The organism is Sphingobacterium sp. ML3W, assembly GCF_000747525.1.
GTDB lineage: Bacteria > Bacteroidota > Bacteroidia > Sphingobacteriales > Sphingobacteriaceae > Sphingobacterium.
In genome coordinates, this window is the sequence record NZ_CP009278.1 from 1841887 (window position 1) to 1864029 (window position 22143).

Below are 22143 nucleotides of genomic sequence, written 5' to 3' on the forward strand. Positions count from 1 at the left end.
GCTGATATTTTATAAAGATGATGTCGATGGATTTGAATAATATTGACTTTCTTCATCATCCGGATCTAAAGATGGACTCTTAATAGTTGTTCTTGATAGGAGTGAAGCAAAGAAATGCGGTAATAGAAGTAGAATGGTAATGGTCGAAGCAATTAAGCCACCAATCACAGCTCTACCAAGCGGAGCTACCTGTTCAGCCCCATCACCTATCCCCATAGCCATAGGTAACATACCCGCTAGCATGGCTGCAGCTGTCATTAATATCGGACGTAATCGAGATGATGCCGCTAGTCTCGCAGCGTTAGCAGGCTTTAGAGCCATATTTTTTCTGTAATATTCAGCTTGATTAATAAGAAGTACCGCATTGGATACCGAGACGCCAATAGACATGATGATTCCCATGTACGATTGGAGGTTAAGTGTACTACCGGTGATAAATAGGATAATCAAACTTCCGGCTATTACAGCTGGAATTACGGATAAGATGATCAACGGCACTTTAAAAGATTGATAATATGCAGATAACATTAAGAAAATAGCGATAATAGCGACCGCTAATCCTGTCAATAAACTACCTAATGTGTCATCCAATAGTTGCATCGTCCCTTCTGTCCATACGTTGACCCCACGTGGAGGGGTTCCAGCTTCCTTAATGGCTTTTTTTACCGCTGCAGAAGCCGTTCCAAGATCTTGATTATATACATTTGCGATGATTGTGACATAGCGATTTGGACCCTTACGGTTTACTTGCGCTGGGGCAGTGACTCGTTTTACTGTTGCAACATCTTCAAGTACTGGACGCAGACTTCCCTTTTTTAGAGGTAATGATTTAAGCATTTCTTCAGAAGACATGATGTGCTCAGGAATTTGTACTTGAACCTGAAATACAAGTCCTGATTTTGGATCTACCCAAAGATTTTTATCAGTAAAGCGCGTCGATGATGTGGCCGCAACTAAATTCCGGGTGATATCCTGCATTGTCAATCCAAACTGGCCCGCCAGATCACGGTTCACTTCAATTTCCAATGTGGGGTAAGCAAGTGGTTCAGCAATGCGCACATCTCTTAGGTAAGGAACTTTCTTTAAATTCGCTTCTATTTTTGAGGCATGGGCATTTGCAACCTTGAGTTGTCCAGCACCGACTTTAACTTCAATCGGCGTCATAGCGCCCTGTCCCATTATTTTTTCAGTCAACTCCATCGGTTCAAAATTTAGCTGTACTTCTGGATGTTTTTGACCTATTGATTTTCTGATTTCTTCCTTGAGGTCCTCCATTGAACCGGTGTAAATATCTTGATCTACGGATACCTGTAGCACTGCTTCATGCGATGCACTTGTAAACAAGAAAATAGGGTTTATAGGCGATGTTGCGGGTTGCATACCTACAAAAGCTGAACTTATCGCCATGCCATTTTCAGGAAGTTGTGCCTTAATTTCTTCTGTGATGGTTTTGACTAGTTCTTCCGTTTTTTCAATTCTACTGCCTTGAGGTGCTTGGATACGGAGTTGGAAATCACCACTGTTTGAAACAGGCATGACATCGGTACCAACTACGTTTAATAATAGTCCCACAATGGCTCCAGCTATGAAGATGTAGGATATGAATAGACCTAGTGATCTGGTAGACCACTTACGCATCCTATAAGAATAATTAACTCTGAATTTATCAAAAAAGGCTCTTTTCCTAGCCGTTTTATTATGCACCTCATGTTTATCCTTCATTAACCAGTTCGCTAATATCGGCACAAATGTTTGTGAGGCAATAAACGATGCAATCATTGCAAATGCTACGGCCATAGATAATGGAATAAACATATCTCTGGGAATACCGGTCATGATAAAAGCAGGAGTTAACACAGCAAGGATACACAGGAGAATCAATAACTTGGGAACAGAGATTTCAAGCAACGCATCTAGAATTGCTCTTTGCTTTCCTTTTTTCATTTCCATATGTTGGTGAATGTTCTCGATGGTCACCGTAGCCTCATCAACTAAGATACCGATGGACAAGGCTAACCCACTTAGTGTCATAATGTTAATCGTTTGGCCAAATAAGTATAATACCATAACGGCCGAAAGAATGGCAATTGGAATGGTCAAAACCACAATGAGTGCTCCACGGCTATCACCTAGGAATAAGAATATCATCAATCCAGTAAACACAGCTCCCAAGATACCTTCGTGTATGAGGTTTGACAATGAGCGTTCGATGTATTTTGACTGATCAAATTCATAACGGACATCTACCTCTTCTGGTAGTTGATTTTTTAACTTGTCCATGGATGCTTTTAAATTATTAACAGCATCTAATGTGGAAGCATCAGCCTTTTTGATAATCGGTAAGTACACAGAACGTTTACCGTTCACCAGTGCATAACCTACCGTTTGATCCGCACCATCAGTTACCGAAGCGACATCTCTGACATAGATGGTTCCATTGTCCGTTGTCTTAATTGGTGTATTTAAAAATTCTTCAGGATTTTTGGCGATGGAGTTGATTGGAGCCATTAAGTTTTCATCTCCTATCCGGATGTTACCAGCAGGAGAGGGGGTACTACTTTTTGTGATGGCAATCGTAATATCTTCGGCACTTAAACCACTAGCTTGCATAGCTTGAGGGTCGATATTGACTACGATAGAACGGGCATTACCCCCAAATGGTGCAGGTGCAGTGATCCCCGAAATCTCAACAAACATTGGCCTGATCTTAGTCAGTACGAGCGTCTGTATTTCATTAATAGAAAGTTTGTCACTTTCAAATACCAATTGACCAACAGGAAGTGAACTACCATCAAAACGTACCACCATTGGCGGTACTGCCCCAGCGGGCAAAAAACCCATGGCTCTTGATACAGAAGTAGATACTTCACCAGCAACTTGTGCCATATTGGTGCCAGGGTAAAAGGTAAGCTTCATCAGACTTAACCCCTGTACACTTTTGAAGTCAATATTTTTGACTCCGCTGACAAATAGCAGGACCTTTTGAAATTCATTGGCCATAAATCCATCCATATAAGCGGGAGATAATCCGCCGTATGGCATAGCGATATACATGGCAGGTAGTTCAACTTCAGGGAAGATGTCTACGTTTATTTTTTTTATTGTGCTATAGGAAAAAAAAGCGATCGTAATGACTGCTACCATAATGGCTATTGGCTTCCTTAGCGCAAATCTGATTAGATTCATGTGTATGTATTAAAGGTTATTAAACAGGTAATCGAAATCCGCTGTCAATTCTGATTCGTATGCAAGTAACAGCCAGTAAGAGCGAGAAGCCTCGATATGATTATTCTCCGCTTGTTCTAACAATATGCGAATCTGTAATAATTCACTAAGTGAAATAAGTCCACTTTTGTACCGAGCAAGGTACATGGCATAGGCATCTTGAGCTTGCCTCACGGCAAGTTCCGATTTTTGAATTTGTTTATACTGCCAAAAACTTTTCGTTTGTGATGCCGAGAGGTCGGCCTCCATGGCTTGCTCGTATTGTGCATGAAGGAGTTTAGTACTTATAGCTTCCTTAAATAATCCTTCTCCTTTTAATCGGTTCGTATATATGTTCGTGATATTCCAGGTTAAACCTATACCAATTAGCATATTATTGGTGCTGTTGTTAAATCCATTTTTCCATGCTCCAGAACTATTGCCTGTTGCACTAACTCCTGTACCGCGGTAAGCGTAACCACCTAACAGTCTTAAAGATGGCATTGCCGCTCTTTTCTGCGCTTCACCACTTAGCGTATAGTATTGCGATTGTTTGTCCAATGCATTTAATAGTGGGTGTGATGGTGTTATCTTTTGACCTATTTTTAAACCATGTTTCTCCATGGGATTGGAAAAACGATGAGTAGATGCGCTATAAGAAATCCCTTCTGACCCATAAAGTTCCTGCAATTTAATAAATGAAGCATTTTTATTACCACTCCACTTATCATATTCCCCCAATGCTTGTATATAGGAAGAGGAAGCTAAGAGGCTATCTGCAGCCGGTTTAAGACCAGAAGCAGCTAATCCTGAGCTGATCTTGCGGATATCATCTAAGCGCTCTGTATTTGCTTTAGACCACGCTAATTTTGCATCATTATAAAGGAGTGTGATGTATCGCTCAGATAAGGTTTTTTTGAGGTTCAGCGCATATGCATCTTTTTCACTTACTTTTTTCTCGAATAGCGCATCTGCTGCTTCATTTTCTTTTGTAAGTCTACCGAACGAGAATAATTCCCATTCGATTGTAGCAGAGCCAAAGCTATTGGCGGCCATGTTGCTGCCATCAAGCGCATTTGGGGCACCACTTACATTGAAAAATCCAGGTTGAGGGAAAAAGGCTCCTGCACTACCTTCGTATGTGCCATAAGTGTTTTGTACCTGCGTTTTTATCTGTGGAAGTATGCCACTTTTTACAGCCCTAGCATTTAGCTTTGCTGCATCCATAGCATTGTTTTTAGCTCCTAAACCGGGATAATTTTCTTCCACCTTTGGCCATAAACTGCCCAAGGTGTTTTCTTTTTGTTGCTGTCCGTATGTGGGTAATACGGGTGCAATGGCAAGCCACAAAAGTGTAGTCGCCACCATGTGTTTGATCATAGTGATATTAAGTTTTGATAGGTTGGTAGTTAACCAACAATCTGTCTTGAATACAATAATAATGTTGCCCATTGAAAAATCAATAGGAGTAGAGGGGGGTAAAAAGAAGTGCTAAATTTGGAGATTACGATCTCGAATAAAGATGGGTATGGAACCTGATATTTTCAAGTTTCCATAATGGGGATGTGCTTGTTGGCTGCGAACGGTAACGCTAAACAGCAACATAAATGCAAGGGTAAATAATACTATTGGAGCATAGTCACCAGCCTGAAAAGAAACAATTTGGGATATCTGTGTATCTGTAGTTTCACTATTGATACATTTTTCCGTAATACTACTGGAAAATAGATTTCCGCTCTTTATAGGGGCTTGTGCTGTACTACTTGCGATATCTGCCCAGCTTTTGATGCTACTTTTAACTGCACAGGAAGTCAATAGCACAAAAAAAATCGTGGCAACGATAAATAAGGTGCTCTGAATTTTTTTTGTTATATGTAGTCTAAAGCGGTTCATATATCGGTAAATCTAGGACTTTTTATGTGAGCCAGCAAATATTGTGTTCTATTTTTTTGTTTTCTAACAGGTTTGTTGCTTAAGACACAATTTCATATTTCCTAAAAGTGCGATATGATTTTATGCGCATAAAAATCATAATATATTAATTTGGGCTGTTTTATGTTTAGGAATATTAAGGTTCACGATATAAACAACAAAAGCCCAACTTTGCTTTGGGCTTTATTTTTTGTTGGCGGAGAGCGAGGGATTTGTTACGACCCTCAATCCCCATACACAGTCTGCAACGATATTGTTCGAACCCCACCCAGCGCTTCTGGTCCGAATCGGCAACTGCTTTTTACAATATTTCATGCAGAGATTAAATTCTGTGCATAAAAAAAACCTTCATCTTTCGATGAAGGTTTCTTCGGAGAGCGAGGGATTATTCTATGAACCCTAAATGGGGGAGGCTTCATCAAAAAATAAAGCCATTCACTTCGCTCATTTTTTTGTTGCTTATAGCTTTTGTTTAAGCAAGCTTACAAAATCTTATAAACAACAAAAGCCCAACTTTGCAGTTGGGCTTTATTTTTTGTTGGCGGAGAGCGAGGGATTCGAACCTTGCTTGTAACTCCTTGATTTTGTATCTTTTATATCGTATAGTTTTTGCGGGTCTCTAAAAGGTCTCGCTAAAACTAATTACGTTTTTCCTACTTCTGATTTCTTATACAAATATACGAAATGAACAGCGTTATTTGATGTTTTAATTCTAATTTATACTTATGTAGATGTCTGTATATTAGTCTTGTTGCGATTGATTTTATATATTTGGGTATACATGTTTTATTATAAACCAATTGAGACATTTATTATGGAATTTAGAAATCTTTTTAGTGATTGTGTAGGTATTGGAAATCGGGAATATGTCTTTGATATTGTAGTAAATTCTGAAGAGAACTTGAAACTTATTATTTCTGAAAATCAACCTGCAGGTGTAAGAATTTATCAAAATAGTATTTGTGTACCTATTGAGGATGTCAAGACTATTAGAGATGCTTTAAATAAGTCACTAAAACGGATTGATAAAATTACTCGAATGAGATCTCATTCTTCATCAGAAATCTTTGAAAATCTTGGAACGAATGTGAGGATTATTTATAAAGAAGAGATTGGTGTCATTTATGGTCAAAGTCCAAAAAGTTATACATTAGATGATAAACGGAAAACCCATGCTCGAGCTTATTTGCCTTGGTCCGTTGACGATGACGAGAAACTTGAGAAGCTATTTTGTGATGGTATCAATACTAAGGAATTAGCTGAGATATTTCAACGAAACCCTGGGGCCATCATATCTAGGGTCAAAAAGCTAGAATTATGGGAAAAGTACGAATAGTGCCCTTTATAAGCTCTGTTTTATTTGATCGGTATCTAGCCCCAGATACTGACAAGCTTCATCTATACTGATCAATTGATGGGTTTGTTTATTGTGAATCTTTTTTATGTTGTGATAGATGCGCAGGCTTTGCCGGTAACTCTTGCCGGTTATTCTGGAAATATCCTTTGGATAAATACAAATTCTTTTCATAAACAATACTTTATGTACACTTCATCTATGCTGTTGGTTGGCTCTAGACCATGGGCAGCTGACTATTATTTAATCCTACCAAGTTGGTAACAACTTGTGGTTTGCATTGGTGGCTATTCCTTGTTGCAATTTACAAATTCTTTATAGTCTATTTTAGTAATTGAATGTCTACTAATGCCATTTGGTATGTGCTGCACTGTTTTGTAAGGTAGTTTTTGCAAGTTTTGTCTTATTGGTCACTAATAGCTGCAGCGGAGGTGAGATTAAAAATTAAGTGAGATGGCAAGACAATCAGGTATTATTAAACTAAAAGGTACTATCGGGGATATTACTTTTTACAAAAGTAAGGATGGCTATTTAGCCAGACAAAAAGGAGGGATCGATAAGGACCGGTTTTTAAACGATCCAAAATTTCAGCGTACTCGAGAGAATGCTGCAGAGTTTGGAAGGGCTGGTAAAGCTAGTAAGGTTTTATGCACAGCAATTCGTCCAGTGTTAAACAAGACACAAGATTCACGTATGATTTCAAGACTTGTCAAATTGATGATGAAGGTCATCAAGGCAGATGGAATTAGTGATCGTGGTAAGCGAAATGTGCTGGATGGAGAGTTAATCCTTTTGCAGGGATTTGATCTCAATGGAAATGCTAGATTATCTGCTACAGTTTATGCACCGGTTTCTTTTAGTATTGATCGCGCATTTGGAATTATGGAAGTCAATGTGCCGAGCTTTAATCCGAATAGTCAGATTGTTGCTCCTGGGGGCACTACGCATTTTAGATTTATTTCTGCGGGAGTTGAAGTTGATTTTGAGAATGAAACATTTGTTTTGGCTCAAGCTAGTACTGCTGAATTAAAGTATGATAATTCGAATACAGCATTAACTATTTTGAGTAATGAACTTGATATATCTGATTCTACTAAGCCTTTATTTTTGGTTTTTGGAATTGAGTTTCTTCAGGAAGTAAATGGTTCTTTCTACTCGTTGAATAACGGCGCATTCAACGCATTGAATTTGGTTGCAATTGATACTGGTGTGTAATGGTTATGCGGTTATTGCGGACTTATCATAGTCAGGGTACTCATGGTGAGATTTGGATCGGAGGTGAATTTGTTTGTTATGCTATTGAGTTGCCCTGGTTAGATAATGTCCGCAATAATTCTTGTATTCCGGAAGGGACATATTTACTGGCCAAGCGTTATAGCAAAAAATTTAAGTGGCATGTGTTGGTAAAGGATGTGTATGGGCGCAGTGAGATTTTGTTTCATCCGGCTAATGATGCGAAGACTGAATTGAGAGGATGTATAGCACCGGTCAGTCGGATTGTTGGAATAGGGGGAGGCGTTCAGTCAGTAGTTGCTTTTAACAAATTGAGGGAAATGGTTTATGCTTCGATCGATAAAGGTGAGCAGGTTTTGTTGGAAGTATTAAAAAAGGGGGAATGATGAATGTGATAGAGAGAGCTCAAGCTCCTACTCCGAAATTTTTTAAGTTGTTGAGAAGTGTAGGGATTATTGTTGCGGCAATCGGAGGAGCCATTCTAACAGCTCCTATTGCTTTGCCTGCAACACTTATTAGTGTTGGTGGTTATTTGACTGTTGTAGGTGGTGTAATATCTGCTATCAGCCAGATAACTGTTGATGATCAGAAGGTCGATAAAGGTATAGAGGAGATAAATAATGAATAGAGCTGCTGTTGGTCATGGTACTTTTGGCGGCGTATTGATGGGTATTTATCCGGCATTGATTATGGGTGATATTTTGAAAACAATTTTGCTGGCCTCCATTGGCGCGATAGTTAGTTTTTGTGTATCTTTACTACTTGGATCACTGACCAAAAGAAAAAAATAGAGTTGTGGTGGCTTTATTCAAATTAAAAGCTCGGCATTATGTCGAGCTTTTGTTATTTTGATTGATGCAAATAATTATTTGCTTGATGTTGTTGTTTTTAATGAGTGACCACGTCTCTGTGCAGATTTCAAAAAAGAACTTAACTCCAAAAGAAAAAGGAAAAAAAGAAAGTCTTTGCTACAATTGCTGAAGGCTAATAAAGCAAGGTTTTTGAGTGAAATACTATCCTACCGTAGGCGGATGGAGATTTCTCTTAAAACCAGGGCTTAACCTTGCTGTTTAGCCTGCTGCATTTAATTTTGTATTCTTTTTTGTCTTTCTTACAGTGTTTTTATAACGAGTGCGATATTTGTAATTATTGAAAATGGATAATCTGGCTTTGCCTATATTTAAAGCTATACTAAAGTAAGTTATGATTTTCGCTTTAAATACCCCATTTTTCGTTTTCATCCGAGATTACATATTTTAAGAATACTAATTTGTAATTTTAGTATATGCGAGATACCCCAATTGATAATACTCACCATATGTTAGATGAATTCAAGACTTGGCAACTAGCAGCTTTAGCATTGCTAGCTTCACTTTTTGTAATTTACCCAGATATCACTTGGCTGCCTTTTGAACTGAATGAGTTAGTAGGAAGCGCAAAGGTAGAACGGATTATGTTGTTGTTGATTCGCTACAGTTTACTTTCTACTTTGATCTTTTTATTAGTAAGATATAACTTAAAGTCGTTGCATAGCACTGCACTTTCTAAACGATTCTTTCTCAATCTAATAATTACTGTTACGATATTTGCCATTTATGGGGGTATTTGTTATCTACTTTTGGTGAAAATACGTCATTATGGTAGCTTAGTGCTATTCCAGTTTTTCATTGTGTCCGTATTGAGTACATTGGTTGGTCATATTGCTATGCTGTATCTGGACCAAAGGAAGAAAAACAAAGAAATCGAAGAATTGCGCGTGCAAAATTTGCAAAGCAGTTACGATGCATTGACTAATCAGATCAACCCTCATTTTTTCTTTAACTCGCTCAATGGTTTAGCCTCCCTCATTCGTAAGAAGGAGGATCGGGTGACATTGACCTATTTGGATAAGCTGTCTGATGTATTTCGCTACATCCTTCAAAGTCATAAGAAAGGTCTTGTTACACTAGCTGAAGAATTGGCCTTTGTCACTTCTTTTCAGTACATGATGGAGGTGCGCTTTTCGGACAAGCTACAGTATCATATCGAAATTGAAAAAAGTAAATTTACATTAAAGCTTCCCGTACTTTCCATCCTTCCGCTGCTAGACAATATTGTAGTTCATAATGTGGTAGATAGCGATCACAAAATGCTAGTCAAGATATGGTTAAACGAACAAGATGAATTATGTATCTCTAATCCAATCTATCCGAAGCTCGTGCGCCCCACAACCAATGGAACGGGTCTTGATAATTTAGAGAGCCGATTCAAGTTGTTGTTAGGGCAATCTATCCGTGTAGAAGATGATGGAAAGTTATTTACAGTCATATTACCTTTAAAATAAGCGCTATGAGAATCTTAATTGTCGAAGACGAAACTGCAGCATATGAAACCCTGGTTGATATACTTAAAGAAATTGATCCTACTATAAAGGTAGTTGGGAATACAGAAAGTGTATCACAGACGACAAAATGGTTAAATGAGAATCCTGCACCTGATCTTATACTGATGGATATCCATCTATCGGATGGTTCTTCCTTTTTGATATTTGATCATATTACCTTAGAGGTACCCATTATTTTTACTACAGCTTATGATGAGTACGCTATCGAAGCCTTCAAGGTCAACAGTATAGATTATCTGTTAAAGCCTATAAAGAGCCATGAGTTGCAACTTGCATTGAATAAGTTTAAGAAATTATCGCAACCTGATATTCTAGCCTATCTTTCGCAAATAAGCAATTTGAGCCCAGCTAAGAGCTATAGCGAACGTCTTTTAGTTCCTGTGAAAGATAAGTTGTTACCAATTCCAGTAATAGAAATCTCCTATTTCTATACGACAGACAAGCATACCGTTATACAATTACAGGATGGGAAGCAGTATCCCTATAGCAAGACTTTGGATCAGATCTTTCAGATGCTAGACCCTAATCTCTTTTATCGTGCGAATAAGCAATTTATCATCGCGCGTCATGCCATTAAAGATATTACAATTTGGTTTGATAGTCGTCTACTTGCCACATTGAACACCGATGTACCAGAGCCTATTTATATCAGCAAAAATAAAGCAGCAGCTTTTAAAGACTGGATGATAGTTGGTTAAGACTTTCGCTTTTATTCTTCAGTTTTTCGCTTTGGTCAGCGTATATATAAATGGAGAGACTATTATTTCGAAGTTTGTCTAAGTTTAAAAAAGATAAAGACATATGAACAAGTAGCATTTATTGTAAACAAATAATTCAATTTCCATGGAAAATATGACAAGAAAATATGTTTTTATATTGATCATTGTTTTCGGTTTATTTAACGCTCTTGTTGCACAACCGAAAACAGGAAGATTGCTTATTGCAGAGCAAGGAAGCTTTATGGTTGGTGGTACGCAGACTGTTGTTCCAGGTGCATTTTCAGTAGACAATGCGTTAAAACCAGAGGGGCAGACTTATCATGGCGACCATGCCTACATATTCTTTCAAAAACCAGTAAAATCACGTAAGCTTCCTTTAGTTTTCCTACATGGTGCGGGACAGTCCAAGAAAACATGGGAGACTACAGCAGATGGTCGAGAAGGTTTTCAAAATATATTTTTACGTCGCAACTATGCAGTTTATTTGCTGGATCAACCAAGACGAGGTGAAGCTGGTAAAAGTATGGTTGAAGGGACTGTAAAACCGACTGCCGATGAGCAGTTTTGGTTTACGCAGTTTAGACTTGGCAATTATCCGGACTATTTTCCAAATGTTCAATTTCCGAAAGATTCGCAATCTCTCGAGCAGTTTTATAGACAGATGACTCCTAATACTGGAGCTTTTGATACGAAAGTCGTAAGCGGTGCGATCTCGTCCTTATTTGATAAAATAGGCGACGGGATATTGGTTACGCACTCGCAAGGTGGCGGTCCAGGTTGGATGACAGCCATCCAAAACGATAAGGTTAAAGGTATTGTCGCTTATGAGCCTTACAGCGGGTTTGTGTTCCCAAAAGGGGAGCTCCCTGCTGCAATTCCGTCTAGTGGATTGTTTGGAGAATTGAAAGGAGTAGAAATCTCGGTAGAAGATTTTAAAAAACTAACTAAGCTTCCAATCGTTGTTTATTACGGCGATAATATTGCTAAAGAGCCAAGTAATGTTTGGAATATGGATCATTGGCGCTCAGGTTTAGAGATGGCTAGATTGTGGGCTGCTACTATTAATAAATATGGTGGAGACGCTCAGGTGGTACACCTTCCTGAAGTCGGTATCAAAGGCAATACACACTTTCCTTTTTCAGATCTCAATAATATCCAGGTGGCCGATGAATTATCGAAATGGCTAAAGGAAAAGGATTTAAGTAAGTAATCAAAAAATAAAGAGCAGGATGAAAATAATTCAAAACTATAGCCCTTGGATAGGCGTCATATTTTTGATGCTCACCTCTTGTTCCAGAGCTTCAGAGTTACCTGTGGGAAAAACGGAGCTTATTAATGACATGAAAGTATTGATTGTCTATTTGTCGAGAACAAAAAACACTAAAGCTATTGCTGAGATGATCAACCAAAAGATAAATAGTGATCTAATTGAGTTGGAGTTACAAACACTTTATCCAGCAGATTATAAAACAACAATAGATCAGGTCGCAAGCGAAAATGCAAGAGACTTTTTACCTCCTTTGAAAACGAAAATTGACAGTATTGAAAAATACGATATCATTTTCATTGGATTTCCGACCTGGGGCATGCGACTTCCGCCTCCGATGAAAGGCTTTTTGAATCAATATGATTTAAGCGGCAAAACAGTAATTCCATTTAATACCAATGCGGGTTATGGTATGGGGAGTAGTTTTGAAACAGTGAAGCAATTATGCCCAGATAGTCAGGTTTTGGAAGGTTTTTCGACCAAAGGTGGTAAAGAACGAGATGGCGTTTTATATGTGATGGAAGGCAATAGAGAATTTCAGGTGCAGGAAGAAATACAAAACTGGTTGATTCGTATAGGGATGATCAAATAGGGTAGACATAATTAATTAGAAAATATTAAAAGCAGTAGATATCATGAAGAAATTAATCTATTTAACAGGATTATTATTAACCGTTATTACGGTAAATGTAATGGCGCAAGATCAATCCATTTTTACATTGGGTGAAAAAGCCAAAAATGTAAACCATACAGGCGATGTATGGTTGCGTGAGTTAAACGCTGCGGATAAAGATATCAATTCACAAATATCACTTGCTGTTTTTGCTCCCAATGCGAAGTTAAATTGGCATACGCATTCCGCTGGTCAAATATTATTGATTACAGATGGAGCAGGCTATTATCAGGAAAAAGGTAAAACGGCACAATTGGTAAAGAAAGGTGATGTCGTGAAATGTCTTCCAGGTGTGGAGCATTGGCATGGTTCTACACCGACTACAGGTGTTACTTACTTAGCTGTCTCTCCTAAGAGTAGCACCACTTGGTTACATCCAGTAGATGAACAAACCTATTTAAACTTAGAAAGAACAACAGAGAATGCGCTGAATGATGAAGAGCAGCTAAAAGCTCTTTCAGCATCGAAATGGGGCTGGATGGCCGATAAAAATACAGACGAACTGAATAAGTTATTTCATGAAAAATCAATGTTTGTTCATATGGGTGGATCATGGGGCAAGCAACGTGAACTCGATGTAATTAAGAGTGGTGGGATATGATATAAGAAAGCAGAGGTATATTCGGTGACGCTAAATATTATTGGTAATACGGCTATATTGCTCAATGATATAGATCTAGAGGCGGTCGTCGGAGGTAATACCGTTACGAATCCTTTTATGGTGACAGAAGTATATGTTAAGGAAAATGGTGAATGGAAAATGGGATCACTAACATTTTCAAAGTTATCAAGATCAGTTAAGATGAATAAGGCTAAATAGAGATGGGAAAAGTAAGCTTAATCAGTGTTTTATTTCTTTTCATCAGTTCCTTTGGACAAGGTGTATATGCTGACACTTCTGAAGCCCCAGTGATTCGTACAAGTGCTGGACTTGTGAGAGGTAAAAGCGAATTAGGAGTAGAAAGTTTTAAAGGTATTCCGTATGCTGCTGCTCCTGTTGGAGCGCTGCGGTGGCAAGCACCCCAACGTGTTCAGCCATGGGAAGGTATACGAGATGCGAGTAACTTTTGTGCAGACTGTGCACAGGCGGGCTGGCCTCGAAACAGTGGAAAGCTTAGAGACAATACTTCAGAAGATTGTCTTTTCGTCAATTTGTGGAAGCCTACTATTAACAAAACGCAAAAGAAACTTCCTGTTATGGTATGGATTTATGGAGGAGGTTTTGTTGGAGGAGGGAGCTCATATGCTGAGACATCAGGGCAACAATTTGCGAAACAGGATGTTATATTGGTCAGTTTCAACTATCGCTTAGGGAGATTAGGACATTTTGCATTCCCTGCACTTTCTAAAGAAAACCCAACGGAGTTAAAAGGGAGTTATTCTTATATGGATCAGATTGCCGCGTTAAAATGGGTGCAGCAAAATATTGAAGCCTTTGGTGGAGATCCTAACAATGTAACAATTTTCGGAGAGTCTGCCGGAGGAGTATCTGTACACTCGCTGATGACTATTCCATCCGCAAAAGGACTTTTTCAAAAAGCCATTGTTCAATCAGGCGGTGGAAGGGATGGCGTATTGACAGGAAGACCGATTAGTAAAGAAAATGCAAGTATACATTATCCGGTTTCAGCTGAAGCTATAGGAGTAAACTTTGCTAGAAAACAAGGTATAGAAGGAATTGATGCTGATGCATTATCAAAATTACGCGCACTATCTGTTGAAGAAATCGTAGATGGCGGTGAAGAGTACTATGAAGGAATACCTATTTATTCGGGTCCTATACTGGATGGGAAATTGGTAGTCGAAACGGCGGAGCAAGCTTATAAAAGAGGAAGCCAGCATGAAGTCGCTTTAATGATCGGCTCTAACAGCGCTGAGGTTTCCGGTGGTTTTGTCAATGCGTGTTCAAAGGAGGAGTTGTTGGATTTGTTTGCTTCGTATAGACAAGAAGCAATAGCGGCTTACGACCCTACGGGTCAGACTGATTTTACCGAGATGCTTACTATGGTTAATACGGATAAAGTGTGGGCAGAACCAGCTCGATTTACAGCAAGATCTTTTTCAGATAATGGCTATCCAGCCTATATTTATCTCTATTCCTATGTTGCTGAAGCGATGAAAAGCAGAATGCGTTATGGCGCATCACATGCTTCTGAAATTCCTTATGTGTTTAATAACTTAACGGTAAGAAATGGAGCTTCCGTTTCGGATAAAGATCAGATTGTGGCAAGTATGTTGAATACCTATTGGGCGAACTTTGCTAAGACAGGAAATCCAAATGACAAAGATTTGCCAAATTGGCCAATCCATCAAAAGGAAAAAGGTGGCATTATGGAATTTACTGATTCAGGTATAGGGATAGGCAGACAAGATCCTCAAAAATTACGATTGGATCTTATGGAGAAGATTTCTGAAGAATTAATATTTGATAAGAAATGAGCTTAGTACAACAATTTATAGTTGCTTTTTTACTTATAACAGTTTTTGGTGCATGTAAAAGTAAAAAGTATGGATCAGAAGAGGGATATATCGTAGTAAAAGAGCAGGGAAGTTTTGCTGTTGGCGGAACTGTTGTAACAGCAGCAGGAAAGTTTGACCCCATAGCTGATGGTGCATTTAATCCAGATAATCAAAGTTCAGCAGGGCAGACATTGCATGGCGATCATGCTTTTGTTGTCTACCAGAAGCCTGTGCATGCGCATCACTTACCGCTTGTATTTTGGCATGGTTACGGGCAGTCCATGAGAACTTGGCAGACGACGCCAGATGGTAGAGAGGGTTTTCAGGATATATTCCTTAGAAGAGGCTTTGATGTTTATAATTTAGATCAACCGAGACGCGGAAATGCGGGTCGTAGCACCAAGCCAATGCACATAACCGCTTCACCGGATGACCAGCTTTGGTTCGGAATATTTAGATTAGGTATAGGAACCGAATTTTATAAAGGTGTACAATTCTCTAAAGATCCAAAAGTGTTGGATCAGTTCTTCAGACAGATCGTACCTGATACAGGTCCTATTGATTTTGAGGTAAATACAAATGCTGTCTCTGCATTATTTGATAAAATTGGCGAAGGGATATTGGTTACACATTCGCATAGTGGTGGACAGGGCTGGATGACAGCAGTAAAGAATGGCAAGATTAAAGGAATAGTGGCTTATGAGCCCGGATCAAATTTTATATTTCCTGATAATGAAGTTCCCGAACCTATTCCCTATGTAGGTGGAGTTCTAAAAGGTTTAGGATATCCTATGGCAGAATTCAAGAAATTAACGAAGATTCCGATCGTCATTTATTATGGAGATTACATTCCGGAGCAACCGGTAAGCAATCCTGGTGAGGAGCAATGGAGAGGAGCACTTATCATGGCCAAAAGATGGCGCGATGTGGTGAATAAGCATGGAGGAGATGTGACACTGATCCAATTACCAGAGGTTGGGCTTAAAGGAAATACACACTTCCCGATGTCTGACTTAAACAATATTGAAGTTGCTAATTTAATGTCAAAGTGGTTAAAAGAAAAAGGGCTAGATAGATAAAAAAATATGAAAAAGCATATAAGAATTGTATTGTTATTCGTTTCAATGCTGGTTACAACGTTTGTAAATGCACAAGAAACGGATAGCTTGAGCAAAAAGCAGGGGTCTATAGTGCAAATAGCTGCATTAACGGGTAAAGGTTCTTTGCCTGCCTTAGCTACTCGATTGCATGCAGGTCTAGATGCTGGATTGACTATCAATCAGATCAAAGAAGTTATCATTCATACCTATGCTTATGCTGGTTTTCCGCGTAGTATCCGTGGGTTGCAAACCTTCATGACTGTTCTACAAGACCGCGAAGCGAAAGGAATAAACGATAAGTTAGGAGCAGAGGCATCTCCTATACGTAATGATGCTCGTAAATACGACAGAGGTAAGGCTGTTTTAGACTCATTATTAGGTGCACCTCAAAATGGACCACAGACAGGCTATTCGGCATTTGCTCCTACGATAGAGATTTTTCTCAAAGAGCATCTTTTTGCAGATATTTTTGAACGTGATGTACTGACTTACACCGAACGAGAATTGGCAACTATTGCAGTATTGAGCAGCATAGGAGGGGTTGAGCCTATGCTTAAATCTCATTTGAGTATCTGTTTAAATGTTGGCTTATCAGCGGCACAGTTGAAACAATTTATAACAGTTGTAGAATCTACTGTTGGCGAAAAGGAATCTGAAGATGCGAAGATAGTTTTGGAGGTGCTGCTTAGTAGCCGTAAGACGAAGTAAGGGAAAAATACTATTTAACAGTGCTAAATTATAGAAAAATGAAAAAAATAACATTAAATAACGGAGTAGAAATGCCTATTTTGGGTTTTGGCGTTTTTCAGATAACAAATCTTGAGGAGTGCGAACAAAGTGTCTTAACAGCAATAGAATCAGGTTATCGTCTTATAGACACGGCTGCATCTTATCAAAACGAAACGGCAGTTGGCAAAGCAATCAAAAGAAGTGCAGTGCCTAGGGAAGAGTTGTTTATTACGACCAAACTTTGGATTGAAGATACAGGCTACGAAAAAACAAAGGAAGCGATTGAAAGATCCCTCAATAAGTTGCAATTAGATTATTTGGATCTGTATTTAATTCATCAACCTTATGGTGACATTCACGGCTCTTGGCGGGCGATGGAAGAACTATACAAAGAAGGGAAAATCCGAGCTATTGGTATTAGCAATTTTCATCCAGATCGAGTTGTAGATTTAATGGCTTTTAATGAAATTGTACCAGCGGTGAACCAAATTGAAACACATCCATTCCATCAGCAGATTGAAACACAAAAATTCTTAACGGAAAACAATATCCAAATTCAGTCTTGGGCTTCCTTTGCAGAAGGTAAAAATGACCTTTTCAATAACGAATTATTGGCCTCCATTGGCAAGAAGTATAATAAGAGCGTAGCGCAGGTCGTACTACGGTGGCTTATCCAAAGAGGCATTGCTGTAATTCCAAAATCAGTAAATAGAGGAAGAATGATTGAAAATATAGACATTTTTGATTTTGAATTGACTGCAGAGGATATGGCTACTATTCAATCACTAGACACGAAAGAAAGTTTATTTTTCAGCCATCGTGATCCCGAAATTGTTAAATGGTTGACAAGCCGCAGACTTCCTAAATAGCATTTACAGAGGAATATACCAACTTCAGGTTAGATAAATACTATTCATCCTAAAATAATATAACAATGAACAAGTTATCATTAATCATCGTATTGACAACACTTTCCTTTATGAATATAGCAAACGCACAAACTATACAAAAACGATATGAACAAAATCCTTTTACATTGGTGTATGACGGCGCTATTACCAAAAATGAAAAAGGTAAAGTAAATATCCAACCAGTAACCTATAAATTAAACGGTAACGACATCGCTGCAAATGTGTATTTGCCTGCCAACTATGATCCACAAAAGAAGTATGTTGCTATAACTGTAGCGCACCCCAATGGCGGTATTAAAGAGCAGACAGCAGGCTTGTATGCGCAACGATTGGCAGAAGCTGGGTTTATTGCTATAACCGCTGATGCTACTTTTCAAGGGGCAAGCGGAGGTAAACCTCGTCATACGGACAAGCCTTTCTTCCGTGTTGAAGATATTCGTGGCATGGCAGATTATATCAGCCAATTTCCGGGCGTCGATATCGACCGTATAGGTGCATTGGGTATCTGTGGTGGTGGCGGTTACACGTTAAAAGCTGCACAGTCGGACAAAAGGTTAAAAGCGGTGGCAACATTGAGTATGTTCAACTCCGGCGAAGTACGTCGTAATGGTTTTCAGAACTCACAAATAAATACGGTGGCGCAACGTATGAAACAGGCTTCCGATGCGCGTAAACAAGAGGCTGTGGGCGGAGAATTGGTTTTTTCTGGTGTCGCTAGCATCACGGACGAAGAGATCGCTAAGACCAGTACAGATCTGTACCGTGAGGGCTATGAGTATTATTACAGATCGCATACGCACCCGAATTCTACCTTTCTATATACGACCAGTAGTCTAATGGAACTGATGACTTGGGATGCTACGGATCAAATAGAGCTTTTAGATCAACCTTTGTTAATGATATCTGGAAGTAAATCGGATACCAAATACATGACTGACGAAGCATTTCCTAAAGCGATAAATGCCAAAAGTAAAGAGATGTTTCTAATAGATGGGGCGACCCATATACAAACGTATTGGAAACCTGAGTATGTAGCGCAAGCGGTTAATAAACTAGTAGAATTTTATCATAAAAACTTATAATGATGAAGCTTCTTTTTAATTACTTATTCTTCGCTTTACCCGTTTTATTTACGGCTTGTTGTAATCATGTACAGACTTCAGGGTTGAAAAAGAATGAAGAACCTGTTTTCGCTAGAGGAGAAAAAGTAGTTAGCGAAAATTTTGTCGGAACAGTATGGCTGAACTATTTAGCGGAGAATGATACGACCTTTAATGTCAATATCGGATCGGTGACTTTTGCTCCTGGTGCCAGAACCAATTGGCATTACCATAAAGGAGGTCAGATCTTATTGGTTACCGAGGGTAAAGGTTTATACCAAGAGAAGGGTAAGCCTGTAGAGATTATTGAAAAAGGGCAGGTTGTTAAATGTCCGCCTCATATAGAACATTGGCATGGCGCTACGTCTACCGACACGATGATGCATGTTGCTATCGGTACTAATACCAATATTGGTGGTGCTGTGTGGCTGAAGCCTGTTACTGAGGAGGAGTATGGTTCTTTTCGGTAGTTAATTTAGTAGGTTAGAACTAAGATGATGAAGTCCTATTTTTACATTGAAATTTTAGCTTTTTTTTTGTTTTTGCAGCTGCCGTTGGTATAGCGGGTGTTTGCAATGAGCGCAGCGGATTGCAAAAAGCCTGCTAGCGCTAGCTCGCCGTCTGCGAGTTGAGCGAGGGTGGTGGACCGAGAGGTACGTAGTACTGGGGGACAGCATATGTCGGTGAGCGTGGCTGGCGGTATTTTTGATAGCGTGGGTTTGTGTGTGAGGGATTTCAAAAGTGGTGACAGTCGAAAGCTCGCCTACACAAGGGTGCCTAGGCATGAATGGGGCTGTGAAACTATTGGCCAGCCTATGGCAACAGAAGCCCGAGCGATCTGCAGGCGAGCCAAATTCGAGGCGACGGTGGATGAAGCAGTGCATACTTGATGGTGAATGGAATGAAGCTTGTCGAAATGCAAAGAGCAGGAGAGTATGCGCTGTGACAGACAGAGTAGTCGCCTATGAGGAGGAGGACTGAACTGCAAGGATGATGACAATCTGCGTTAGCACCCGTAGGGTAAAGAGGCTCTATAGGATGCTTTTTTAATATATGGCTGAATCATATAGTGCCTCTTTGGATTGGCGTCATTCTTTGCTGAAGGAGGACGAGGAATGCCTTATTTCCTTTTTTTGGATTATATTTTATTTACCTTTATCAGTTATATAACAGATGTAATTCTGATAATGCTTGCTTTTTTTTGATTATATCTTCTTATATTGTTGAAAATAAGAATGTTGTGTGTTTTTGTTTTTGATAAAAAAAAGTGAAATTGTATTGAAAATAAGTTGTAACTAAGTTTTTGTAATACAGTTGTTTACATAAAATATAAGGGGGGTTACCGACATGAATGTCGGTAACCCCTTTATTAAGCGTAAAAATAATGACAAAAAAGGATTTAACTAACTCAATTGTAGAGCGTAAAAATGTTATTAATAATACCATTGCTCTACCAGAAATTTATAAAGCGATTGGCTTCGCAGGCATCATGTTTGAAAAGAAATATAGATTTACTAAGAGCCAATTAGAGAATTTTTATGAGGTGGAATCAAGAACAATCGAGCGATTGTTATCTAACCACGAAGAAGAGCTTAAAGAAAGCGGCTATGAGGTCATTAATAGTGATCGTTTACGCGAGTTTAAGCAAGTGGCTTTGTCAAGTGATCTATCAGATTTTACGCAAAAGGATAAGGATAGTATTTCGACGTCACCTGTATTAGGCATATTTACTTTTAAGGCATTTTTGAATGTTGGTATGTTACTCGCTGAATCTGAGCGAGCTCGTCAGGTTAGATCATTGATTTTGGATATTATTATTGATGTATTAAACCAAAAAGCTGGAGGTCATACTAAGTTTATAAATCAACGAGAAGAACAGTATCTACTTGCTGCAATGGATGAATTTTCATACCGTGAAAAATTCACAAATGCTATTGATAAATTTATAGCTAAAAATAGTTTTAAGTATAGTCAATTAACGGATAAAGTTTATAAAAGTATTTTTAAAGAAGATGCGCAAGAGTACAAGAAAATTTTAAAATTGAAAGTCAAGGAAAGTGTACGATCAACGTTTTATAGTGAGATCTTACGTGTGGTATCTGATTACGAAAATGCATTTGCAAAGGAATTGGAAAGAGCGTTTGAAGTTAAAAAGGAAAAATTAAGCTTATCCGAAGCTCATCAGCTTTTTAATGATTTTGCTGTACGGGCAGAAGATATGATGGAAGCTTCAATAAACGATGCTCGTTCTAAGATGGCAAGTCGAGATCTCGTTTTTAGAGACGCTCTACATACTAAACTTGAAGAGTATGTAAAGGAAATTTCGGAAGATGATTTTGATAAGTTTTTTGGAGAGCAAAGTATGGCACTTGAAAAACGATTAGAACAAAATGAAGATGTTTTTAAGCGTTTAAAGGATAGATAATGAGATTTATTTATATTGAACGCATCGAGGATGTCATAAAAGCGCATGATAAAGTCATTGCTATATCAGGCGGATTGCCTGGAGTAAAGAATATTGAATATATTGACAGTGTAATTTATCAAATTAGGAATGATGACTATTATCCAGAGTTTGAAGATAAATTGACGCATCTTGTTTTTTCAGTCAATAAATTTCATGCTTTCCAGGATGGAAATAAGCGTAGTTCAATAGCTGTTGGTGGATTGTTCTTAGAATTGAATGGTTTTGACTATGTAGGATCACGATTTATTCGTGAAATGGAAAATATTACTGTATGTGTTGCTGAAGATATTATTGATAAAGATATGCTTTGGGAATTAATCTATTCTATTATTTACGAAGATGATTTTCCGGAAGAATTGAAAATTAGACTGACTCATTCATTGTTAAGAGCTCAAGCATTAAACTTATTGAAACTGGATGATGACGATGATGTGGAGTTTGAAGATGTATTTTAACATTATTAAATGCCAAATAATGATATTCTTTATAAGGGGTAGAGTTATCTCCACCCATGGTCATAGGATTAAAAGGTAGGGGATTGTGTGCGTATTTCAACGGTTTTGCTCATTTTCAAAATTCTATATGTCAAACGTCGATTCAAAAATTCTCAT

23 protein-coding genes are annotated in these 22143 nt (G+C 38.5%); 19 read left to right on the forward strand and 4 right to left on the reverse strand.

Annotated features, from left to right (window positions below; genetic code table 11):
- Positions 1 to 9: 9 nt before the first annotated feature.
- The 3 genes from KO02_RS07965 to KO02_RS07975 all read right to left on the reverse strand — a co-directional run bounded on the left by KO02_RS07965 (position 10) and on the right by KO02_RS07975 (position 5097).
- Positions 10 to 3186, reverse strand: a complete 3177-nt coding sequence (locus KO02_RS07965; protein WP_038697361.1) for an efflux RND transporter permease subunit — start codon at positions 3184 to 3186, stop codon at positions 10 to 12.
- A 9-nt stretch (positions 3187 to 3195) separates the two neighbouring features.
- Positions 3196 to 4584: a TolC family protein gene (locus KO02_RS07970; protein WP_038702314.1), complete on the reverse strand. Its 1389-nt coding sequence runs from the start codon at positions 4582 to 4584 to the stop codon at positions 3196 to 3198.
- 111 nt (positions 4585 to 4695) lie between these two features.
- Complete coding sequence (locus KO02_RS07975) at positions 4696 to 5097, reverse strand: hypothetical protein (RefSeq protein ID WP_038697363.1); 402 nt, start codon at positions 5095 to 5097, stop codon at positions 4696 to 4698.
- Positions 5098 to 5917: 820 nt separating this feature from the next.
- Between KO02_RS07975 and KO02_RS07980 the strand changes: the two genes are divergently transcribed.
- From KO02_RS07980 to KO02_RS23925, 5 genes are all read left to right on the forward strand, one after another.
- A complete protein-coding gene (locus KO02_RS07980; RefSeq protein ID WP_051959811.1) occupies positions 5918 to 6472 on the forward strand; it encodes a hypothetical protein in 555 nt (184 codons plus the stop codon).
- Positions 6473 to 6943: 471 nt separating this feature from the next.
- On the forward strand, positions 6944 to 7705 hold the full coding sequence (locus KO02_RS07985) for a hypothetical protein (RefSeq protein ID WP_038697365.1): 762 nt from the start codon (positions 6944 to 6946) through the stop codon (positions 7703 to 7705).
- Positions 7705 to 8109, forward strand: coding sequence for a DUF5675 family protein (locus tag KO02_RS07990; protein ID WP_038697367.1), 405 nt, complete (start codon positions 7705 to 7707; stop codon positions 8107 to 8109). Before KO02_RS07985 ends, KO02_RS07990 begins: the two co-directional genes overlap by 1 nt.
- Positions 8106 to 8351, forward strand: a complete 246-nt coding sequence (locus KO02_RS07995; RefSeq protein ID WP_200878611.1) for a hypothetical protein — start codon at positions 8106 to 8108, stop codon at positions 8349 to 8351. Before KO02_RS07990 ends, KO02_RS07995 begins: the two co-directional genes overlap by 4 nt.
- The gene (locus KO02_RS23925) at positions 8344 to 8514 is read left to right on the forward strand and encodes a hypothetical protein (RefSeq protein ID WP_200878612.1); all 171 of its coding nucleotides are present in this window, start codon (positions 8344 to 8346) and stop codon (positions 8512 to 8514) included. Before KO02_RS07995 ends, KO02_RS23925 begins: the two co-directional genes overlap by 8 nt.
- A gap of 279 nt (positions 8515 to 8793) precedes the next feature.
- Here the strand turns inward: KO02_RS23925 and KO02_RS23745 are convergent, their stop codons facing one another.
- Entirely contained in the window at positions 8794 to 8964 is a 171-nt protein-coding gene (locus KO02_RS23745; protein ID WP_158500274.1) for a hypothetical protein, read from the reverse strand.
- Positions 8965 to 9041: 77 nt separating this feature from the next.
- On the opposite strand from KO02_RS23745, the gene KO02_RS08000 reads away from it, so the two are divergent.
- From KO02_RS08000 to KO02_RS08070, 14 genes are all read left to right on the forward strand, one after another.
- Entirely contained in the window at positions 9042 to 10046 is a 1005-nt protein-coding gene (locus tag KO02_RS08000; protein WP_038702320.1) for a sensor histidine kinase, read from the forward strand.
- Positions 10047 to 10051: 5 nt separating this feature from the next.
- Positions 10052 to 10804 (forward strand): LytR/AlgR family response regulator transcription factor, encoded by a 753-nt coding sequence (locus tag KO02_RS08005; protein WP_038697369.1) that lies wholly within the window; start codon positions 10052 to 10054, stop codon positions 10802 to 10804.
- Between the two features lie 145 nt (positions 10805 to 10949).
- Positions 10950 to 12035 carry an alpha/beta hydrolase gene (locus KO02_RS08010; protein ID WP_200878613.1) on the forward strand — a complete coding sequence of 362 codons (1086 nt, stop codon included), beginning with the start codon at positions 10950 to 10952 and terminating at the stop codon, positions 12033 to 12035.
- 19 nt (positions 12036 to 12054) lie between these two features.
- A complete protein-coding gene (locus tag KO02_RS08015) occupies positions 12055 to 12684 on the forward strand; it encodes a flavodoxin family protein (protein ID WP_038697371.1) in 630 nt (209 codons plus the stop codon).
- A gap of 43 nt (positions 12685 to 12727) precedes the next feature.
- Positions 12728 to 13366 (forward strand): cupin domain-containing protein, encoded by a 639-nt coding sequence (locus KO02_RS22715; protein ID WP_200878614.1) that lies wholly within the window; start codon positions 12728 to 12730, stop codon positions 13364 to 13366.
- 24 nt (positions 13367 to 13390) lie between these two features.
- Entirely contained in the window at positions 13391 to 13585 is a 195-nt protein-coding gene (locus tag KO02_RS23930) for a nuclear transport factor 2 family protein (RefSeq protein ID WP_200878615.1), read from the forward strand.
- Between the two features lie 2 nt (positions 13586 to 13587).
- A complete protein-coding gene (locus tag KO02_RS08030; RefSeq protein ID WP_038697373.1) occupies positions 13588 to 15204 on the forward strand; it encodes a carboxylesterase/lipase family protein in 1617 nt (538 codons plus the stop codon).
- Entirely contained in the window at positions 15201 to 16304 is a 1104-nt protein-coding gene (locus KO02_RS08035) for an alpha/beta hydrolase (RefSeq protein WP_038697375.1), read from the forward strand. Before KO02_RS08030 ends, KO02_RS08035 begins: the two co-directional genes overlap by 4 nt.
- Positions 16305 to 16310: 6 nt before the next feature.
- Positions 16311 to 17033 (forward strand): carboxymuconolactone decarboxylase family protein, encoded by a 723-nt coding sequence (locus tag KO02_RS08040; protein WP_038697377.1) that lies wholly within the window; start codon positions 16311 to 16313, stop codon positions 17031 to 17033.
- A gap of 38 nt (positions 17034 to 17071) precedes the next feature.
- On the forward strand, positions 17072 to 17923 hold the full coding sequence (locus tag KO02_RS08045; RefSeq protein WP_038697379.1) for an aldo/keto reductase: 852 nt from the start codon (positions 17072 to 17074) through the stop codon (positions 17921 to 17923).
- Between the two features lie 65 nt (positions 17924 to 17988).
- Positions 17989 to 19047, forward strand: coding sequence for an alpha/beta hydrolase (locus KO02_RS08050; protein WP_038697381.1), 1059 nt, complete (start codon positions 17989 to 17991; stop codon positions 19045 to 19047).
- Positions 19047 to 19535, forward strand: coding sequence for a cupin domain-containing protein (locus tag KO02_RS08055; protein ID WP_235212366.1), 489 nt, complete (start codon positions 19047 to 19049; stop codon positions 19533 to 19535). Before KO02_RS08050 ends, KO02_RS08055 begins: the two co-directional genes overlap by 1 nt.
- Positions 19536 to 20449: 914 nt before the next feature.
- The gene (locus KO02_RS08065) at positions 20450 to 21490 is read left to right on the forward strand and encodes a hypothetical protein (RefSeq protein WP_038702328.1); all 1041 of its coding nucleotides are present in this window, start codon (positions 20450 to 20452) and stop codon (positions 21488 to 21490) included.
- A complete protein-coding gene (locus KO02_RS08070) occupies positions 21490 to 21987 on the forward strand; it encodes a type II toxin-antitoxin system death-on-curing family toxin (protein ID WP_051959812.1) in 498 nt (165 codons plus the stop codon). The genes KO02_RS08065 and KO02_RS08070 overlap by 1 nt, the downstream gene beginning before the upstream one ends.
- Positions 21988 to 22143 lie beyond the last annotated feature (156 nt).

What these genes read in the sequence shown, in the direction of transcription:
- KO02_RS07965 (WP_038697361.1), bottom strand. Translation starts at nt 3,186, where the DNA reads ATGAATCTAATCAGATTTGCGCTAAGGAAGCCAATAGCCATTATGGTA.
- KO02_RS07970 (WP_038702314.1), bottom strand. Translation starts at nt 4,584, where the DNA reads ATGATCAAACACATGGTGGCGACTACACTTTTGTGGCTTGCCATTGCA.
- KO02_RS07975 (WP_038697363.1), bottom strand. Translation starts at nt 5,097, where the DNA reads ATGAACCGCTTTAGACTACATATAACAAAAAAAATTCAGAGCACCTTA.
- KO02_RS07980 (WP_051959811.1), top strand. Translation starts at nt 5,918, where the DNA reads ATGTTTTATTATAAACCAATTGAGACATTTATTATGGAATTTAGAAAT.
- KO02_RS07985 (WP_038697365.1), top strand. Translation starts at nt 6,944, where the DNA reads ATGGCAAGACAATCAGGTATTATTAAACTAAAAGGTACTATCGGGGAT.
- KO02_RS07990 (WP_038697367.1), top strand. Translation starts at nt 7,705, where the DNA reads ATGGTTATGCGGTTATTGCGGACTTATCATAGTCAGGGTACTCATGGT.
- KO02_RS07995 (WP_200878611.1), top strand. Translation starts at nt 8,106, where the DNA reads ATGATGAATGTGATAGAGAGAGCTCAAGCTCCTACTCCGAAATTTTTT.
- KO02_RS23925 (WP_200878612.1), top strand. Translation starts at nt 8,344, where the DNA reads ATGAATAGAGCTGCTGTTGGTCATGGTACTTTTGGCGGCGTATTGATG.
- KO02_RS23745 (WP_158500274.1), bottom strand. Translation starts at nt 8,964, where the DNA reads ATGAAAACGAAAAATGGGGTATTTAAAGCGAAAATCATAACTTACTTT.
- KO02_RS08000 (WP_038702320.1), top strand. Translation starts at nt 9,042, where the DNA reads ATGTTAGATGAATTCAAGACTTGGCAACTAGCAGCTTTAGCATTGCTA.
- KO02_RS08005 (WP_038697369.1), top strand. Translation starts at nt 10,052, where the DNA reads ATGAGAATCTTAATTGTCGAAGACGAAACTGCAGCATATGAAACCCTG.
- KO02_RS08010 (WP_200878613.1), top strand. Translation starts at nt 10,950, where the DNA reads ATGGAAAATATGACAAGAAAATATGTTTTTATATTGATCATTGTTTTC.
- KO02_RS08015 (WP_038697371.1), top strand. Translation starts at nt 12,055, where the DNA reads ATGAAAATAATTCAAAACTATAGCCCTTGGATAGGCGTCATATTTTTG.
- KO02_RS22715 (WP_200878614.1), top strand. Translation starts at nt 12,728, where the DNA reads ATGAAGAAATTAATCTATTTAACAGGATTATTATTAACCGTTATTACG.
- KO02_RS08030 (WP_038697373.1), top strand. Translation starts at nt 13,588, where the DNA reads ATGGGAAAAGTAAGCTTAATCAGTGTTTTATTTCTTTTCATCAGTTCC.
- KO02_RS08035 (WP_038697375.1), top strand. Translation starts at nt 15,201, where the DNA reads ATGAGCTTAGTACAACAATTTATAGTTGCTTTTTTACTTATAACAGTT.
- KO02_RS08040 (WP_038697377.1), top strand. Translation starts at nt 16,311, where the DNA reads ATGAAAAAGCATATAAGAATTGTATTGTTATTCGTTTCAATGCTGGTT.
- KO02_RS08045 (WP_038697379.1), top strand. Translation starts at nt 17,072, where the DNA reads ATGAAAAAAATAACATTAAATAACGGAGTAGAAATGCCTATTTTGGGT.
- KO02_RS08050 (WP_038697381.1), top strand. Translation starts at nt 17,989, where the DNA reads ATGAACAAGTTATCATTAATCATCGTATTGACAACACTTTCCTTTATG.
- KO02_RS08055 (WP_235212366.1), top strand. Translation starts at nt 19,047, where the DNA reads ATGATGAAGCTTCTTTTTAATTACTTATTCTTCGCTTTACCCGTTTTA.
- KO02_RS08065 (WP_038702328.1), top strand. Translation starts at nt 20,450, where the DNA reads ATGACAAAAAAGGATTTAACTAACTCAATTGTAGAGCGTAAAAATGTT.
- KO02_RS08070 (WP_051959812.1), top strand. Translation starts at nt 21,490, where the DNA reads ATGAGATTTATTTATATTGAACGCATCGAGGATGTCATAAAAGCGCAT.